This is a genomic window from Thermomonospora umbrina (assembly GCF_003386555.1).
In the GTDB taxonomy this organism is placed as follows: domain Bacteria; phylum Actinomycetota; class Actinomycetes; order Streptosporangiales; family Streptosporangiaceae; genus Thermomonospora; species Thermomonospora umbrina.
Map to the genome: position 1 here is coordinate 952449 of NZ_QTTT01000001.1, position 17574 is coordinate 970022.

Consider the following 17574-nt stretch of genomic DNA (forward strand, 5'->3'; position numbering starts at 1 on the left):
GGGGCTCTGGGAGGATGGCGGCATGGCCATCGCTTCGTTCATGGTGCCCCTCGGGACGCCCGCGCCCGACTTCACGCTGCCGTCCGTCGCGGGCGGCACGGTCGCGCTGGGCGATCTCGCCGGGCCGCCCGCGCTGCTGGTGATCTTCCTTTCCAACCACTGTCCGTACGTCAAGCGCATCGAGTCCGCGCTGGGGTCGGTCCTCGCCGGGTACGACCCGAAGGACCTCGCCACCGTCGCGATCTGCAGCAACGACGTCGTCAACTACCCCGACGACGGCCCCGAGTTCCTGCGCGAGCAGGCCGACCGGGCCGGGTTCACCTTCCCCTACCTGGTGGACGAGTCGCAGGAGGTCGCGAAGGCGTACCGGGCGGCCTGCACCCCCGACTTCTTCCTGTACGACGGCGAACGGCGGCTCGCCTACCGGGGCGAGTTCGACGCCGCCCGGCCGCGCAACGACGTGCCGTCCGACGGGGCGAGCCTGCGGGCCGCGATCGACCGGGTGCTGGCCGGGGACCCCGTGCCCGAGCCGCACACGCCGAGCCTCGGTTGCGGCATCAAGTGGAAGGCGGGCAACGACCCCGTCTGACCCTTCCGGCCCGACGGACAGGGCCTCGTGCGCCCGCGGGCCCGGCGGCATAAGATCATCGCCACCGGCCCCGCGGGGGCGCCATCCGCGAACGAGGGACTGCCGTGGCAGACGAGCAGGCACCGGTGGGCGTGGACGTCACCACGCCCAACATCGCACGCATCTACGACTACTTCTTGGGCGGCAAGGACAACTACGCCACCGACCGGGCCGCCGCCGAACAGATCATGAAGTCGGTGCCCGAGGCCCCCGCGTCCGCCCGCGCCAACCGGGCGTTCCTGACCAGGGCCGTGCGGTTCCTGGCGGGTGAGGCCGGTGTGCGCCAGTTCGTCGACGTCGGGGCCGGGCTGCCCACGCAGGGCAACGTCCACGAGGTCGCGCGCGGCGTGAACCCGGACGCCCGCGTGGCCTACGTCGACAACGACCCGATCGTGCTCGCGCACGCGCGGGCGCTGATGGTCGAGGACGAGGGTGTCGCCGTCGTCCAGGGCGACCTGCGGCGGCCGGAGGAGATCCTCGCCGACGAGCGGCTGCGCCGGCTGATCGACTTCCGGGAGCCCGTCGCGGTCCTGCTGGTGGCGATCCTGCACTTCATCGGGGACGACGAGGACCCGTTCACGATGGTCGCCCGGCTGCTCGACACCCTCCCCGCCGGGAGCCATCTGGTGATCTCCCACGGATACGAGGGCGGCATGGACGGGGGCGCGTCGGAGCGGGCCCAGAGCGTCTACCGTCGCTCGACCTCGTCGATCCACTCCCGCGACCCCGAGCAGGTCGCCCGGTTCTTCGGGGGCTGGGAGATCCTCGACCCCGGCGTCGTGTGGATCTCCCAATGGCGCCCCACCCCCGACGACGCGATGGCCGACCCCTCCGTCACCCACTTCCTCGGCGCCGTCGGCAGGACCCCGCAGGGCTGACGGCCCCGCCAGGGGTTCGCGTCAGCGCAGGGTGACCGTGGTGGGCAGGCTGGCGAAGCCCCGCACGTTCGGCGAGTGGACCCGCCGCGCGGCGGCCTCGTCCACCTCGAAGCCGGTGACGTGGGCGGCCAGCTCCTCCAGGGCCACCCGCGCCTCCAGCCGGGCCAGACCGGCGCCCAGACAGTAGTGCCGTCCGACGCCGAACGCGACCTTGGCCGAGGTGTCCCGGTCGAGGTCGAGACGGTCCGGATCGGGGAACACGCGGGGGTCGCGGTTCGCGGAGCCGATCAGCAGCAGCACCCGCGCCTCCGGCGGGACGGCCACGCCGTGCAGGGTGAAGCCGTCCACCGCCGTCCGGGCGATGCCCTGGGAGGCGGGCTCCAGCCGGAGCGTCTCCTCGATCCAGTCCTCGATCCGGGCGAACGCCGCCGCCGGCCGGTCGAGGTGCCGCCAGGCGCAGTGCCAGGCGTTCCCGATCAGGTTGGCGGTCGTCTCGTTGCCCGCCGCCACCAGCAGGAACAGCACGCCGAGGATCTCCTCCTCGGTCAGCCGCGCGTCGCCGTCGGCCACCCCGAGCAGCGCCGAGGCCAGGTCGTCGCGCCGCCGGTCCCGCCGCTCGGCGATGAGATCGGCGAAGTACCCGGCCAGCGTGAACATCGCCTCGATCCCGGCGGCGGGCAGGTCGCGGACACCCTCCTCCCGATGCACGATGAGGTCGGCCAGCCGGCGCAGCTCCGCCCGGTCCCCCTCCGGGACGCCGGCCAGTTCGGAGATCACGTCCATCGGCAGCCGCGCCGCGTAGTCGGCGACCAGATCGAACGAGCCGCCCTCCAGCGCCGGCTCCAGATGCCGCCGGGCGATCACCCGGATGCGCTCCTCCAGCTCGGCCACCCGCCGCGGCGTGAAACCGCGGGACACGAGGCCGCGCAGGCGGGTGTGCCGTGGCGGGTCCATCGCCAGGAACGAGCCGAACCGGTGCGCCTCAGGGCCCCACAGGGCCGGTTCCAGGAGGACGCCGTTGGCGCTGGAGAAGCGGGCGTGATCCCGCAGCGCCTCGGCGACGTCGGCGTGCCGGGTCAGCGCCCAGAAGTCCTCCGCGTCGTTGCGGTAGACGGGCGCCTCCTCCCGCATCCGCTCGTACACCGGATAGGGATCGGCGTGGATCGCGTGGTCGTACAGGCTGAAGCTCACACCCACGAGGGCCTCCCGCTCGGCGGATCACCCGAATGCCACGAGCATCCCTCGTCTCCCCCGCCCCGACCACCCCCGAACGGGTGATCGCTAGAGGCCGGCCGTCTGCGGCCCGGCCGTGCGCCGCCGCGGCGACGCCGCGCCGCGCTCGGCGGCCGTCGCCAGCGACTCCAGCAACTGGTCGGGCCCCGCCGGACCGGTGGCGTAGTGCCAGCCCCGGATGATGCGCTCGCCCTCCGCCCCCGGCTCGAAGCGGTCGCCCTTGAAGCAGCCCGCGACCGCCATCCGGACCATCACCCCCGCGTGCTCGTCGAGCGTGGTCACGTAGTCCGCGGCGTTGATCAGCGCGACCGCGGACCGGGCGTTGCGCCCGCAGTCCCCCTCCTCGACCAGCCCGATCCGCCATCGGGCGTATCTCCGCAGGCAGTCCGCGATCATCTCTTTCCTCGGCACGCAGCGCCCTCCCCGTCGTCCGTCCCACCCGTCACCGGCGGTTGACATTCTGACCGGGGCATGCGTGCGCGCCTGCGGTTTGACGGCTCCCATACCGTGCGGCACCGCATCGTTTGATCAAGGGCTCAGGGCCCGCCCGGACCGATGCGCGACACGTCGACGTTCTCGACCCTTCCGACGAACATCCGGTTCAGCAGCCACAGCAGCACGCCGACTCCGATCAAGACGGCCGCGCGCAGATAGACGGCCCCCTCGCGGCCGGTGAACGGCAGCGCCAGGAACAGGCTGGCGGCGGCGCCCAGCACCGGCATCCAGGTCGGCGCCCGGAAGTGCCGGTGCTCGACCCCGTCCCGGCGCAGGACGAGCACGCACACGTTGACCAGCGTGAACACGCACAGCAGCAACAGCACGGTGGTGTCGGCCAGGCCGCCGATGTCGCCGGTGCTCACCAGGGCGACCGCGATCGCGACCGTGAACGCGATCGCCGGCCAGGGTGTCGCCCGCGTCGGGTGCACGATCGCGAACACCGACGGCACGATGCGCTCGCGGGCCATCCCGTACACCACCCGGGACGCCATGATCATGTTGATCAGCGCGGAGTTGCCCACCGCCAGCAGCGCGATCAGGGCGAACGCCTTGGGCGGGAAGCCGATCCCCGCCACCTCCACGACCTCCAGCAACGGCCCGGTGGACGAGCGCAGAACGGACGTGTCGACCACCATGGTGGCGGTGAACGCGACCCCCAGGTAGATCACCCCGGCGATCGCCAGCCCGCCGAACAGCGCCCACGGGTAGTCGCGGACGGGGTCGCGGGCCTCCTCGGCCAGGTTGACCGAGTCCTCGAACCCGAGCAGCGCGAAGAACGCCAGCGCCGTCCCGCCGAGCACCCCGAGCAGCGCCCCGCCCTCCGGGTCGAACTCCAGCGCCCGCCCGGGATCGCCGTCCCCGCCGAGCAGCGTGGACGCCCCGATCGCCATGATCACCAACAGTCCGAACGCCTCGACGCACGTCAGCGCGACATTGACCTTGATCGACTCGGAGATCCCCGCCAGGTTCACCGCCGTCACCAGCGCCAGGAAGCCGAACGCCCCCACCAGCACCGGCAGCGTCACGAACTCGGCCAGGTACCGCCCGCCGAACGCCCGCGCCGCCGCCCCCGCCGACGTGATCCCGCTCATCATCACCGCGAACGCCACCAGGAACGTCACGAACGGAACCCCGAACGCCTTGTTGGCGTACAGCGCCGCCCCGGCCGCCCGCGGATACTTGCCCACCAGCTCCGCGTACGAGGTCGCGGTCAGCGCCGCCAACAGGAACGCCACCAGGAACGGCAGCCATAACGCGCCGCCGACCTCACCGGCGACCTCCCCCACCAACGCGTAGATGCCGGCCCCGAGGATGTCCCCCACCACGAACAGCACCAGCACCCGACGCCCGATCACCCGCCGCAACCCGACGGGCACGTGCGCCCCCGACACCGTCTCCGTCTCCGTCATTCCCCCACCCCCACGCCACTCTAAGTCAACAACCGTGACAACGAGTGGTCATCGGGGCCCATGATCCAAAGCGGGTCGCCCCTCGGCACGACATGCCCGTCGCTTCGAGCAGCGGCCGAACCTGCACAGGTGGATGCGGAAAGTCCGAAGGGCAACCCGCCGGAGGTGTGGCCCGGTCCTTCAGGAGAGCCGAAGGGCCTGCACAGATGGATGCGGAAAGCCCAAAGGGCAACCGCCGGGGGTGTGGCCCGGTCCTTCAGGCGGGCGGCCCGGAGCGCCAGCGGAGGGCCGCCCGCCTGAAGCCCTCAAGACCGGGCGCCGGGGGGCGTGGGGGGTCGCCCCCCCACACGAAAACACGTCACGTGTCGATGCGTTCGGCGTCCAGTTCGGCGGCGCCGGCGGTGATGAACTCGCGACGGGGCGCGACCTCGCTGCCCATGAGGAGGTCGAAGATCTTGGCCGCGTCCTCGGCGTCCTCGACGCGGATGCGGCGGAGCATGCGGTGGCGCGGGTCCATGGTGGTCTCGGCGAGCTGGTCGGCGTCCATCTCACCGAGGCCCTTGTAGCGCTGGACCGGCTCCTTCCAGCGGACGCCGCGGCGTTCGAACTCGACGAGCTTCTTGCGGAGCTCGCCGTCGGTGTAGCAGTAGACGTACTTGTCCTGGCCGCGCTTGGGGTTGGTGAGCTGAATGCGGTGCAGGGGCGGCACGGCGGCGAAGACGCGACCGGCCTCCAGCATGGGGCGCATGTAGCGGTAGATGAGGGTGAGCAGCAGGCAGCGGATGTGGGCGCCGTCGACGTCGGCGTCGGCCATGAGGATGATGCGGCCGTAGCGGGCGGCGTCGATGTCGAAGGTGCGGCCCGAGCCGGCGCCGATCACCTGGATGATCGCGGCGCACTCGGTGTTCTTGAGCATGTCGGCGACGGACGCCTTCTGCACGTTGAGGATCTTGCCGCGGATCGGCAGGAGCGCCTGGAACTCGGAGTTGCGGGCCAGCTTGGCGGTGCCCAGGGCCGAGTCGCCCTCGACGATGAACAGCTCGCTGCGGTCGTCGGTGGTGCGGCAGTCGACCAGCTTGGCGGGGAGCGCCGAGTTCTCCAGGGCGTTCTTGCGGCGCTGGTTGTCGCGCTGGGTGCGGGCGGCGATGCGGGTCTTGGCGGCGGAGGCGATCTTCTCCAGCACGGCCCGCATCTGCTGCTTGGCGGCGCGCCGGGGGTTCTCGAAGGACTCCTTGAGGCCCTTGGAGACGACCTGGGCGACGATCCGGGTGGCCGCCGAGGTGCCCAGGACCTCCTTGGTCTGGCCCTCGAACTGGGGCTCGGGGAGGCGGACGGTGACGACGGCCGTGAGGCCCTCCAGCACGTCCTCCTTGAGGACGGGGTCGTCGCCGTTCTTGAGCAGCTTGGTGGCGCGGAGCTGGTCGTTGACCGTGCGGACGAGGGCGCGGTCGAAGCCGGACACGTGGGTGCCGTGCTTGGGCGTGGCGATCACGTTGACGAACGACTTGCAGACGGTGTCGTAGCCGGTGCCCCAGCGGATCGCGACGTCGACCTCCAGGTCGCGTTCGACGTCGGTGGGCGTGAGGTGCCCCTGGTCGTCGAGGACCGGGACGGTCTCGGTGAAGTGGCCGCGGCCCTGGATGCGCAGCACGTCGCAGACGGGCTCGTCCTTGGCCAGGAACGAGGTGAACTCGCTGATGCCGCCGTCGAAGCGGAAGGTCTCCTCGGTGGGCTCCTCGGCGCGCTCGTCGCGGACCGAGATCTCCAGCCCGGGGACCAGGAACGCGGTCTGCCGCATCCGGTCCATGACCAGGCCGGTCTCGACCGTGGCGTCCTTGAGGAAGATCTGCAGGTCGGGCCAGAACCGGACCCGGGTGCCGGTGAGGTTGCGGGGGACCTTGGCGATCTGCCGCATGCCCGACCGCTTCTTGAAGCGCCGCTCGGGCCCGGGGGCGGCGAACTCGCCCGGCAGCCCCCGCTTGAAGCTCATCGCGTGGGTCTGGCCGTCGCGGTCGACCTCGACGTCGAGCCGGGCCGACAGCGCGTTGACCACGGACGCGCCGACCCCGTGCAGACCCCCGGAGGCGGTGTAGGAGACGCCGCCGAACTTGCCCCCCGCGTGCAGCCTGGTCATCACCAGCTCGACACCCGGCAGCCCCGTCTTGGGCTCGATGTCGACCGGGATGCCGCGGCCGTCGTCGCCCACCTCGTAGGAGCCGTCGGCGTGCAGCACCACCGTGATCCGCGTGCAGTATCCCGCGAGCGCCTCGTCGACGCAGTTGTCGACGATCTCCCAGAGGCAGTGGATGAGGCCCCGGCTGTCGGTGGACCCGATGTACATGCCCGGCCGCTTGCGCACGGCCTCGAGGCCCTCCAGGACCGACAGGTGCCGGGCGGAGTAGCCGTGGGGATCGTCGTGGGCGGGAGCTTCGTTCTCGGCAGTCAGGGCGGCGGTCAACGTGCTTGCGCTCCTTGGGGGTCAGGGCATCGGGGAGAAGGCTACCCTCGCCCGCCGACATTTCACTCGAAGGCTCGCCGCCCGGGCCGTTCCGGCGGACCCGGGACGGCGCAGGTCGACGGTGCCCGAAGGTACGGGTTGCGAACCGACGGCGGGTGACCCCGACGGGAACGTGATGTGACATCCGTCACTTGTCGGGCCATTCTGCTCTGGGCGTAGTGAGAACCAGATTGGGAACGCCGGCGTCGGGTTAGATGTTGTCCTAAGTACCGACCCCGAGACAGAGGAAGGTGCCGTGACCGGAGCCCTTGCCCCAACAAAGCCGCTCTCGGCCGCCGACAGGTGCGACCGCTGCGGTGCTCAGGCCTACGTTCGTGCAGTCCTTGTAGGCGGCGGCGACCTTCTGTTCTGCGCCCACCACGGGCGTAAGTACAGCGAGTCGCTCCGTGCCTCTGGGGCGGACATCCACGACGAGACCGACCGGCTCAAGGAAACCCCGGCCGCCGCTCAGACCGACGAGCGGTAGCCCTCCGATAGACGGCCCGGCACCCGAGCCGGAGCCGGAAAGGCCCAGCGGACGGCGGTCACCGGACACGGTGGCCGCCGTTCGCCCATCATCGGACCATCACCGATCCGACACGCATCTGGGGGGAACGTGCTGATCGTGCTGCCGCCATCGGAAGGCAAGGCCTCCGGGGGCGACGGACCGCCGCTCGACCTGGCGGGGCTGAGCCACCCGGGGCTCAACCCGACGCGGGAGCGGGTGCTGGCGGCGCTGGCCGAGGTCTGCTGCAGGGACGACGCCCAGCACGTGCTGGGGCTCACCGAGGGCCAGCGGGACGAGGCCCTGGAGCGCAACCTGGCGCTCTACGAGGCCCCCACGCTGCCCGTCTCGCGCCTGTACACCGGTGTGCTCTACGACCGTCTCGCGCTGGCGTCCCTGGACGAGCGGGCCATGCGCGCGGCCGAGGAGCAGATCGTGATCCTCTCGGGGCTGTGGGGCGCGCTGCGGCTCACCGACCGGATCCCGCCCTACCGGCTGGCCATGGCGGTCTCGCTGCCGCCCCTGGGCAGGCTGGCGTCGGCATGGCGCCCCGCGCTGGAGGAGGCGCTGAAGCCGCAGGGCCTGGTGGTGGACATGCGCTCGGCGCCGTACGCCGTCGCCTGGCGGCCGCCGGCGCCCGCGGTGTCGGTCCGGGTGTTCCGCGAGCGCATCCTGTACGGGGTGCCCAAGCGCACGGTGGTGAGCCACATGGCCAAGGCCACGCGCGGAGGGGTGGCCCACGACCTCCTCAAGGCCGGGGCGGACCCGGCGACACCCGAGGAGCTGCTCAAGATCGTCTGCGGTCTGGGCCACACCGCCGAGCTCAGCCCCGACGGCGCGTTCCTGGACGTGATCCTGCACTCCTGAGCGCCCGGGGCGGGCGCTCAGGTGATCTCGACGTTGAGCTGGCGGCACGCCTTGGCGTACTGGTCGTTCGCGTCGCCGAGGTAGTGCCAGGGCAGCCCGCTGGGCCGGCCGCAGGTGCGGATGAGGTGCTGGCGGGCCGGCCGACGGGCGTCGGCGAGGTAGAAGGCCGCGCCGAAGAGGTTGTGCGCCTCGACGGTGCGGGGATGGGGATGCTGCCCCTCGAACCAGCCTCGGGCGGCGGTCTCCACGTCGCGGCACTCCTCGGCGGAGAACCAGGAGGAGCTGCCCCTGATGATCCCCGAGCGCTCCTGGACGAAGTACTCGAAGTAGGCCAGCGGGATCAGCGCGGCGCGCGGGTCCTCACGGGGCGCGGTGCTCATCGCCACCCGCGCGAAGTCGAACATCTCCTCCATCATCCCGCCCCACTGCGGGGACAGGGTGACGACGCGCGCGACGTGGGACCCGAACAGGGTGGGCCAGCGCTGATGGGCCTGTTCCCAGAGGGAGTCCTTCTCCTCCCGGTCGAGGTCGAGGCCGAGGGCGAGCCACATCAGGGACTCCCAGGGAACGGGATCGTCCGGGAACAGCTCCGCCGCGGTCATCAAGGGCTCGCGGGCGGAGTTCATCTGTTTGGAGTACGCGGTGTAGCCGGCGGCCTGCACCGAGCGGGCGCGGGCGCCCGGGCGGATCCGCCACGCCTCCTCGACGCGGGTACGGCCGAGCCACAGCCACAGGTCGGGGTTGCCGGGCTCCTCGGCGAGCAGGGCCTCGATGCCCTGGCTCCACCCGGTGGCGGCCTTGGCGAGGGCCTCCACGCGCAGGGAACGCAGCTCCGGATCGGTGCGGCTGTGCGCCAGGACGGCGGAGCCGACTCTCAGGTAACGGTCGCGGACGGCCTCGACGGCGTGGTCCAGCGCGGGGTCCAACCAGGGACACCCGCGGATCAGGCGTGCGGCGCGAGGTCGTGCGCCAGAGGACCGGGGGGGCATCCGGTCAGCCTCTATCACTCCCATGCCAGGCGAGCCTACGAAGCGCGGGGGCGAACGGAGCTACTTACGTGTAAACAGTGTGTTACGTACCCGGACAGGCATTGACCTGCAACTTTTCGACAAGTCAGCACAACCGGCCAAACCGGGGCCCACCTGCGTTAACGCGGACGCAACAAACCCCGTGCACCGCCCGTCACGGGACGGCGCACGGGGCCGATGCTCAGTCGAGGTAGTCGCGCAGGACCTGCGAGCGGGACGGGTGACGCAGCTTCGACATGGTCTTGGACTCGATCTGCCGGATGCGCTCCCGGGTCACCCCGTACACCTTGCCGATCTCGTCCAGGGTCTTGGGCTGACCGTCGGTCAGCCCGAACCGCATCGACACCACCCCGGCCTCGCGCTCGCTCAGGGTGTCGAGCACCGAGTGCAACTGCTCCTGCAGCAGGGTGAAGCTGACCGCGTCGGCCGGGACGATCGCCTCGGAGTCCTCGATGAGGTCGCCGAACTCGCTGTCGCCGTCCTCGCCCAGCGGAGTGTGCAGGGAGATCGGCTCACGGCCGTACTTCTGCACCTCCACGACCTTCTCGGGCGTCATGTCCAGCTCGCGGGCCAGCTCCTCCGGGGTGGGCTCGCGGCCCAGGTCCTGGAGCATCTGGCGCTGCACCCTGGCCAGCTTGTTGATGACCTCGACCATGTGCACCGGGATGCGGATGGTGCGGGCCTGGTCGGCCATCGCGCGGGTGATCGCCTGCCGGATCCACCAGGTGGCGTAGGTGGAGAACTTGAAGCCCTTGGTGTAGTCGAACTTCTCGACCGCGCGGATCAGGCCCAGGTTGCCCTCCTGGATCAGGTCCAGGAACAGCATCCCGCGCCCGGTGTAGCGCTTGGCCAGCGAGACCACCAGCCGCAGGTTCGCCTCGAGCAGGTGGCTCTTGGCCCGGCGGCCGTCCTCGGCGATCCACTCCAGGTCCTCGCGGTCCTCGGGGGACATCGCGGGCCCGCCGGTGGCCAGCCGCTCCTCGGCGAACAGGCCGGCCTCGATGCGCTTGGCCAGCTCGACCTCCTGCTCGGCGTTGAGCAGGGGGACCTTGCCGATCTGCTTCAGGTAGTCCTTGACCGGGTCGGCGGTGGCGCCGGCCGCGGCGATCTGCTGGGCCGGGGCGTCCTCGTCGTCGTCGGTGAAGACCAGGACGTCCTCTTCGACCTCGGGGGCCTTGCCGACGACGGGGGCCTTGACGGCCTCGACGGCCTCCGGCTCCTCCTCCTCGGTCTCCTCCTCGGCGACGGCCTCGACCACGTCGACCTCGAGGTCCACCTCGAGATCGATGTCCTCTTCGAGGTCGGCCACCTCGACGTCGTCGTCCAACTCGGGGTCGTCCTTGGGGTCGGCCGCGCCGGTGGCGGGGCCCCCCTTGGTCGCGGCGCCCCCGGCGGCCTTCCGGGCGGGGGCGGCCTTCTTGGCGGCGCCCTTCTTGGCGGGGGCGGCCTTCTTCGCCGCCGCCCGACCCGCCGGGGCGGCGGGCTTCGCCGGAGCGGCCTGACCCGGGTCGTCCGCCTCGTCGTCGACGACGGCGGTCACCGTGTCCGGCTGCTCCTTGGCAGCGGCCGTGGTCTTGCCTCTGCGCCCCGCCGGCGTCGCACGCTGCTTGCGCGGACGCTTCGGCGCTGCGGAGTCGGCAGCGCTCACCATGACGGTCACACCCTCCTTGCTGAGGCTCCGCAAGATGGTGGAGGCCTTGGACACGGGGATGTCGGCCTCCTCGAACGTACGTCGTACGTCGTCGGCCTCGAGGTAACCCTGGGACCGTCCACGCTCGATCAGTTGCGCGATGACGTGCTCGTGCAGATCTGACGCTTTCGAGGTCGAGCTAGCAGGCGACACAAATACCTCTCGAACGAACGTGTGGCTAGGTTGACCCAAGTGCCCTGGCGGGCGTGACCCCGCTGGTGGCGGAGCCGGAGCAGCTCGCACTCGGCAGGGCCGGACTGATCGAGCGGCACCGCAGCGTACCCGCTCTCACCAAGGTCAAGCATTCTGGCACGGCCGCGCATTCCGCGTTGAAGAGTCCTGCCCGGTACCACACCACCTTAGAGGGCACCGGACGGTCCTCCGTACGTCTGCGCGGTCGGCACGCCTACTTGGGGGAGACGTGCTTGGGCGGGACGTGCAGGGCGAGCACGGTCACATCGTCCACTTGCTCGTAACCGGCAAGCATCCGATCGACCAGGAAGTCGACGAGTCTCTCGGGATCTCCTACCACCTCCGGTGGGGCGTCCTGCGCGACCGTCACCAGCTCCTCCAGTCCCGCGTCGACCCCACGCCTACGGTTCTCCACAAGTCCATCGGAATAGAACACCACAGTGTTGCCGGTCTCGATGGAAAAACTTGTCTGCTGTCGCTGGCTCGGCCATCCCAGCGGCGTGCCGGGCTCCGCCGTGCTGAGCCTCGCGGGCCGCTCGGCGGCCAGTGACAGCAGGAGCGGCGGCGGATGTCCCGCGTTGCTCAGGGTGCCCCGACCCGTCTCCGGATCGATCACCGCGTACGCGACCGTGGTGAACTGCTCCTCGTCCTCGGTGGCCGAGAACAGCCGGTCGAGCCCGGCCAGCACCGCGGCGGGCCGGGGGTCGTTGAGCGCCAGCGCCCGCAGGGCGTTGCGGACGCGGCCCATCCCCGCCGCGGCCAGCACGCCCTTGCCCATGACGTCGCCGACCGCCACCGCGAGCCGGTCGTCGGGCAGCCGGAACGCGTCGTACCAGTCGCCGCCGACCTGAACGTGCCGGGTCGCCGGGTGGTAGCGGGCGGCCAGCCGCATGGTCGGCACCTGCGGAAGATCGCTGGGCAGCAGGCTGCGCTGCAGCTCCTCGGCGGTCTTGTGCTCCCGCTCGAACAGCAGCGCCCGTTCGACCGCCAGCGCGCACTGGCCGGCCAGCGCCTCCAGGAAGACCCGCTCCTCCTCGGTGATCTCCCGAGGGCGGGTGAACGAGAACCGCAGCGCGCCGATCGGGGCGCCCGCCGCCAGCAGCGGCAGGCCCACCCAGGCCCGTTCGTCGGCGTGCCACGGGAACGTGGCGGCCTCGTCGCGGCCCAGGTGCAGCCGGAGCTGGTCGGGCGTGCCCGCGGTGAACGGACGGCTCTCGCGGACCGCGATCGACATCACGGTCGGCTCGCTCAGCGCGATGTCGCCGCGCAGCGCGGCGCCGCCGCCCTCGCCGTCCGGGCCCGGCGGCGCGACGATGCTCAGCCGCAGCTTGTCGTCGTCGAGCAGGGCCACCGCGGAGTGGTCGGCGCCGATCGCCGACCGGCCCACCTCGGTGATCACGCCGACGACCTGGCTGACCGTCAGCGCCTCGGCCAGCATCGAGGTGGCCTGCTGGAGCCGGGCGGTGCGCAGCGCGGCGGCCGACAACTGCTCGGTCAGTCGGCCGCGCATCTCCTCGGCCTCGCGCTGACCGGTCACGTCGGTGTTGGCGCCGACCCACTCGATCACCGTGTCGCCCCGCCAGATCGGCACCGCCCGCACGTCGAAGTGCCGGTACGTGCCGCTGCGGGTGCGGACCCGGTAGGACGCCTCGAAGATCCGGTTGTCGGCCACGCAGTCGCGCCAGGCGGTCTCGACCCGGGAGCGGTCCTCGGGATGGACCACGGCCAGCCAGCCGTCCCGGGCGTAGTCCTCCGCGGACTGGCCGGTGATCTCGCGCCAGTCCGGGGCGTCGTCGGTGATCTCGCCCTCCGGGGTGGTCACCCAGACCACCTGGGAGCTGGCCTCCACCAGCGAGCGGTAGCGCTGCTCGCGGCGGCGCAGCACGTCCTCGCCGAGCCGCCGCTCCGTCACGTCCAGCGCGGTGAGGATCACCCCGGACATCCGGTCGTCGGGACCCCACGAGGGGAAGAGCGAGCAGGCGAAGTGCCGCACCCGGGTCTCCCCCGGCGTCCGTACGGCCAGGTCGAGGTCGCCGACCGGGGCCTCCTCCGCGAGGACCTTGCGCACCGCCGCCTCCACGGTGATCGCCACGTCCTCGGGCAGCACCTCGGAGGGGCGGCGTCCGATGACGTCCTCGACCCGGCCGCCGACCGCCTCCAGCAGGGCCTCGTTGGCGCGCCGGAAGCACAGCCCGTCGTCGAACAGGGCGAAGGCCACCGGCGCGTCACGCGTCAGGGTGGCCAGGAGGGCCGCGTCGGCCGGATGCTCGGTGTCGTCCGCGCCGGAGACGCGGGGATGCGGCACGGACGTATCGGCGCTCATGTTCGACACCTCCGAATCCGGATCCTTCGGTCGCTGACCAGCGGTGCTCATTCTCACAAGCCTTCCGGGTAGCAGGAGAGCCCGTACCGCGAGGCAAGTCTTCATCACTATGAGTGAATGGGAGCAGGCTAGCGCTCCCACCTCCATCACAACACCGGTCGGAATCAGGTCTTCATCATCCCGAGGGTTCGACGCCGAAGGAAGTCCCGTTCGGCACTGTGTTCGGACGGCCGTCCGCAGATCCTACGCCGCCGGGCGACGGGGCGTCGGCAACTTCACCGGCTCGGCGAGCCCGGGCCACGGCCGCCCCTTGCGGACGCATTCCCTGGCCGGTTCCGGCCGGCCGCTTCGGGGGACGGGGTGTCCGCGGAGCCCGGTCGCGGCCGTCGGGAGGGCCGCTCACCTGCTCGCTTTCGCCGCCGCCTTCATCTGCTGCTTGTGGTCGCGCACCCGGCCGAGCGACTCCTCGTCCACCACGTCGGCCACCGAGCGGAACGAGCCCTCCTCGCCGTAGGCGCCCGCCGCCTCGCGCCAGCCCTCCGGCCGGACGTCCAGCCCCTTGCCCAGGAGGGCCACGAAGATCCTGGCCTTCTGGTCGCCGAAACCGGGCAACGCGGCCACCCGATCGCGCAACCCGTCCCCGTCGCGCACGTCGGACCACAGGCGTCCCGCGTCGCCGTCATAACGCTCCGCCACCACCCGGCACAGCTCCTGCACCCGCTTGGCCATCGCCTTGGGGAACCGGTGCAGGGCGGGCCTGCGGCCGAAGATCTCCACCAGCGCGTCGGGGTCGTACGCGGCCAGTTCGCCGGCGTCGAGGTCGTGCCCCAGCCGCTCGACGAGCCCGTGGGGGGCGGCGAAGGCGCGCTCCAGCGGGATCTGCTGGTCGAGCAGCATGGCGATCAGCAGCGCCAGCGGGTCGCGGTTCAGCAGGGCGTTGGCCTCGGGGTCGATGGGCAGCGACAGCGTCATGGGTTCCTCCCGGTCGTCGGCCAGTCTTCCATCCCGGGCCCGCCTCCCGAGCGGGTCACCGTTCAATGACATCGTTCACCGAACGGATAATTCTCCCTTGACAAACGATCCTCATCCCGGAACGTCTTCGGATTTACCCCGTGATGGCGAGTGCTCGACCCTTCGAGGTTTGAGGAACTACCGAATGCGTGCATAAACACAGGAGTCAGACAAAGGCGCAGCGTCGCGCTCGCAACCGACCGTGGGGGCCGATCAGCGTGACCGTTGTCGCCGACGCATCCCGGGCCGAGTGGCCCGGCGCCCTCGACGTCCAGGCACTGCTGGAGTCCGGGTGGCGCCCCACCCCGTTCCACCAGTTCGTGCTCAAGATCCACAGCAGGTGCAACCTGGCCTGCGACTACTGCTACATGTACGAGATGGCCGACCAGGGCTGGCGGCGGCAGCCCCGGCGGATGTCGCGGCCCGTGCTCGACCGGCTGGCCCGGCGGATCTCCGAGCACGCCCGTTCCAACGGACTCCCCCGGGTCGACGTGATCCTGCACGGCGGCGAGCCGCTGCTGGCCGGGCCGGACCATATCCGGTACGCGGTGACCGCGATACGCGCCGCGGTGGATCCGGATATTCGGATCTCCTTTCAGTTGCAGACCAATGGAATCCGGCTCGACTCGGTGTTCCTGGAGCTGTTCGGCGAGCTCGGCATTCACGTCAGCGTCAGCATGGACGGCGACGAGGAGGCCCAGGACCGGCACCGACGCCGGGCCGACGGGCGGGGCAGCCACGCGGACGTGGCGGCGGGCCTGGGCAGGCTGACCGCGCCCGCGTACCGGCACCTGTTCAGCGGCCTGCTGAGCACCATCGACCTGCGCAACGACCCGGTCGGCACCTACGAGGCGCTGCTGCGGTTCCGCCCGCCGGCGATCGACTTCCTGCTCCCGCACGGCAACTGGGACGCCCCGCCGCCCGGCCGGGTGCCCGGCTCGGACGACACCCCGTACGGGGACTGGCTGATCGAGATCTTCGAGCGCTGGTACCGCGCCCCGGTGCGGGAGACCAGGATCCGGCTGTTCTCGGAGATCATCGGCCTGCTGGTCGGCCGGGCCTCGCGCAGCGAGGCGGTCGGCCTGTCGCCCGTCGCGGTGGCCGTCGTGGAGACCGACGGCGGCATCGAGCAGGTCGACACGCTCAAGTCGGCCTACGAGGGGGCCACCGGCACCTCGCTGCACATCGCCCGGGACTCCTTCGACGCGGCGCTGCTGCTCCCCCGGATCGCGGCCCGCCAGATCGGACACCGCGCGCTGGCCGCCGAGTGCCGCGCGTGCCCGCTCCAGCGCGTCTGCGGCGGCGGCCTCTACACGCATCGCTACCGGTCCGGAACGGGCTTCGCGAACCCGTCGGTCTACTGCCGCGACCTGTTCCGTCTCATCACCCACATCCAGCGGACCCTGCTCAAGGACCTGGCGGCGCTCAAATCCCCGTCCCGGACGCCGCACTGACCCGTCGAGGGGAACCCACCGATGAGCCTTGGCCGGCACACCGTGCCCGAAAAGACGTTCCTCGCCCTCGCCGCGGGAGGCGGCGGAGCCGACGCCATCGCCCACCTGAGGTCCGCCCAGCGGAGCAAACGCCTGCTGCTGGTCCGCGCCGTGCGCGACGCCGCGTTGCGGTCCGGGCATCCCGAGGCCCCGGCGGCCCGACGCGCGTACGAGCTGCTCGCCCGGATCGAGGGCCCGCATCCCGCCGAGGTGTGGGCCGTCCTCGGATATCCGACGGTGGGGGCCTGGGCGCGCCGCACGGTGCTCGCCCTGACCGCCGAGGAGACCGACGGGCCGCCCGCCCGGCCCGGGGAGCTGGCGGCCACGGCCGCCGCCGCGGCGATCCGCGCCGCGCATCCCTGCACCCTGGAGGTGCCGGTCCGGGACGGTGCCGTCGTCCTGCCGTCGTTGGGACGGGCGCTGCTGCCCGGCCACGACACGGCCCTGGTGCGGTCCTCCCCCGACGGGGCGGAGGTGACGGCCGGGGACACGACGATCCGGCTGCCCGCCGACCCGCACGAGGACGCCCCGGGATGGCAGGCGTTGCGCCGTATCGGCACCGCGTGGCAGGGCTCCGGTGTCGCGTTCCTGCTGGACGACCACGATCCCGACCGCGTGCCGGGGGCCGAGCTGCGCGACGACCGGCTCACCGACGAGGAGCTGGGGCACTGGCGGGCGACGCTCGACGAGGCGTGGCGGCTGCTGCTGTCGCGGCACTGGACCACCGCCGAGGAGGTGGCGGCGTCGATCACCGTGCTGACGCCGCTGGTCGCGCCGGAGCACGGCCAGTCCAGCGCGACGCCCCGACACGGGTTCGGCAACATCGGGCTGTCGGCCCCGCCCGATGCGCATTTCCTCGCCGTCACCCTGGCCCACGAGGTGCAGCACACGAAGCTGTCGGCGCTGCTCGACGTGGTGCCGCTGACGGTCCCCGAGGACGGCTCCCGCTACTACGCCCCCTGGCGGGAGGACCCCCGCCCGGCGGCCGGGCTGTTGCAGGGCACGTACGCCCATCTGGGGATCGCCGGGTTCTGGCGGCGCCAGCGCGACCACGAGACCGGGGAGACGGCCCTGCGGGCGCACAGCGACTTCGCCCGCTGGCGCGAGGCGACCGATCTCGGGGCGCGCACCCTGGCCGCCAGCGGCCGGCTGACCGCGGCGGGCGAGGGGTTCGTCGCCGAGATCCGCCGTACCGTCCGGCCCTGGATCGGCGAGCCGGTGGGCGGCGCGGCCCTCGACCGGGCCCGGGCGGCGGCCGCGGAGCACCGGGACCGGTGGCGGCTCCGCAACGGGGAGCCCGCGACACCGCCTCGCTAGCCGGG

At 71.9% G+C, this 17574-nt stretch carries 14 protein-coding genes; 6 read left to right on the forward strand and 8 right to left on the reverse strand.

All coding sequences use genetic code 11. The features are described from left to right. Positions 1–22: 22 nt before the first annotated feature. Positions 23–589, forward strand: coding sequence for a thioredoxin family protein (locus tag DFJ69_RS04180; RefSeq protein ID WP_116021259.1), 567 nt, complete (start codon positions 23–25; stop codon positions 587–589). A 104-nt stretch (positions 590–693) separates the two neighbouring features. Beyond that, positions 694–1506: an SAM-dependent methyltransferase gene (locus DFJ69_RS04185; RefSeq protein WP_116021260.1), complete on the forward strand. Its 813-nt coding sequence runs from the start codon at positions 694–696 to the stop codon at positions 1504–1506. A 21-nt stretch (positions 1507–1527) separates the two neighbouring features. Here DFJ69_RS04185 and DFJ69_RS04190 read toward each other — a convergent pair whose 3' ends face one another. From DFJ69_RS04190 to DFJ69_RS04205, 4 genes are all read right to left on the reverse strand, one after another. Continuing rightward, on the reverse strand, positions 1528–2697 hold the full coding sequence (locus tag DFJ69_RS04190; RefSeq protein WP_245973996.1) for a cytochrome P450: 1170 nt from the start codon (positions 2695–2697) through the stop codon (positions 1528–1530). A gap of 90 nt (positions 2698–2787) precedes the next feature. Further along, positions 2788–3150, reverse strand: coding sequence for a hypothetical protein (locus DFJ69_RS04195; protein WP_147312196.1), 363 nt, complete (start codon positions 3148–3150; stop codon positions 2788–2790). A 125-nt stretch (positions 3151–3275) separates the two neighbouring features. Further along, the gene (locus DFJ69_RS04200) at positions 3276–4646 is read right to left on the reverse strand and encodes an APC family permease (protein ID WP_116021262.1); all 1371 of its coding nucleotides are present in this window, start codon (positions 4644–4646) and stop codon (positions 3276–3278) included. Positions 4647–5004: 358 nt separating this feature from the next. After that, complete coding sequence (locus DFJ69_RS04205) at positions 5005–7104, reverse strand: DNA gyrase/topoisomerase IV subunit B (protein ID WP_281275811.1); 2100 nt, start codon at positions 7102–7104, stop codon at positions 5005–5007. Positions 7105–7399: 295 nt separating this feature from the next. On the opposite strand from DFJ69_RS04205, the gene DFJ69_RS04210 reads away from it, so the two are divergent. Then, the gene (locus tag DFJ69_RS04210; RefSeq protein WP_116021263.1) at positions 7400–7630 is read left to right on the forward strand and encodes a DUF7455 domain-containing protein; all 231 of its coding nucleotides are present in this window, start codon (positions 7400–7402) and stop codon (positions 7628–7630) included. Positions 7631–7759: 129 nt separating this feature from the next. Then, positions 7760–8515, forward strand: coding sequence for a YaaA family protein (locus DFJ69_RS04215; protein WP_116021264.1), 756 nt, complete (start codon positions 7760–7762; stop codon positions 8513–8515). Between the two features lie 17 nt (positions 8516–8532). Here DFJ69_RS04215 and DFJ69_RS04220 read toward each other — a convergent pair whose 3' ends face one another. The 4 genes from DFJ69_RS04220 to DFJ69_RS04235 all read right to left on the reverse strand — a co-directional run bounded on the left by DFJ69_RS04220 (position 8533) and on the right by DFJ69_RS04235 (position 14720). Further along, positions 8533–9441: a hypothetical protein gene (locus DFJ69_RS04220; RefSeq protein WP_245973998.1), complete on the reverse strand. Its 909-nt coding sequence runs from the start codon at positions 9439–9441 to the stop codon at positions 8533–8535. 283 nt (positions 9442–9724) lie between these two features. Beyond that, complete coding sequence (locus DFJ69_RS04225; RefSeq protein ID WP_116021266.1) at positions 9725–11386, reverse strand: RNA polymerase sigma factor; 1662 nt, start codon at positions 11384–11386, stop codon at positions 9725–9727. A 253-nt stretch (positions 11387–11639) separates the two neighbouring features. Next, positions 11640–13748, reverse strand: coding sequence for a SpoIIE family protein phosphatase (locus DFJ69_RS04230; RefSeq protein ID WP_116021267.1), 2109 nt, complete (start codon positions 13746–13748; stop codon positions 11640–11642). Between the two features lie 399 nt (positions 13749–14147). After that, positions 14148–14720 (reverse strand): HhH-GPD-type base excision DNA repair protein, encoded by a 573-nt coding sequence (locus DFJ69_RS04235; protein WP_116021268.1) that lies wholly within the window; start codon positions 14718–14720, stop codon positions 14148–14150. A 257-nt stretch (positions 14721–14977) separates the two neighbouring features. On the opposite strand from DFJ69_RS04235, the gene DFJ69_RS04240 reads away from it, so the two are divergent. Together DFJ69_RS04240 and DFJ69_RS04245 are read left to right on the forward strand one after the other, a co-directional pair. Then, the gene (locus DFJ69_RS04240) at positions 14978–16213 is read left to right on the forward strand and encodes an FxsB family cyclophane-forming radical SAM/SPASM peptide maturase (RefSeq protein ID WP_116021269.1); all 1236 of its coding nucleotides are present in this window, start codon (positions 14978–14980) and stop codon (positions 16211–16213) included. Between the two features lie 21 nt (positions 16214–16234). Beyond that, entirely contained in the window at positions 16235–17569 is a 1335-nt protein-coding gene (locus tag DFJ69_RS04245; protein ID WP_116021270.1) for an HEXXH motif domain-containing protein, read from the forward strand. The last annotated feature ends 5 nt before the right edge of the window (positions 17570–17574 follow it).

Excerpts from the sequence above, each read along its gene's own strand:
- DFJ69_RS04180 (WP_116021259.1), top strand. The coding sequence starts at position 23 with ATGGCCATCGCTTCGTTCATGGTGCCCCTCGGGACGCCCGCGCCCGAC.
- DFJ69_RS04245 (WP_116021270.1), top strand. The coding sequence starts at position 16,235 with ATGAGCCTTGGCCGGCACACCGTGCCCGAAAAGACGTTCCTCGCCCTC.
- DFJ69_RS04235 (WP_116021268.1), bottom strand. The coding sequence starts at position 14,720 with ATGACGCTGTCGCTGCCCATCGACCCCGAGGCCAACGCCCTGCTGAAC.
- DFJ69_RS04230 (WP_116021267.1), bottom strand. The coding sequence starts at position 13,748 with ATGAGCGCCGATACGTCCGTGCCGCATCCCCGCGTCTCCGGCGCGGAC.
- DFJ69_RS04200 (WP_116021262.1), bottom strand. The coding sequence starts at position 4,646 with ATGACGGAGACGGAGACGGTGTCGGGGGCGCACGTGCCCGTCGGGTTG.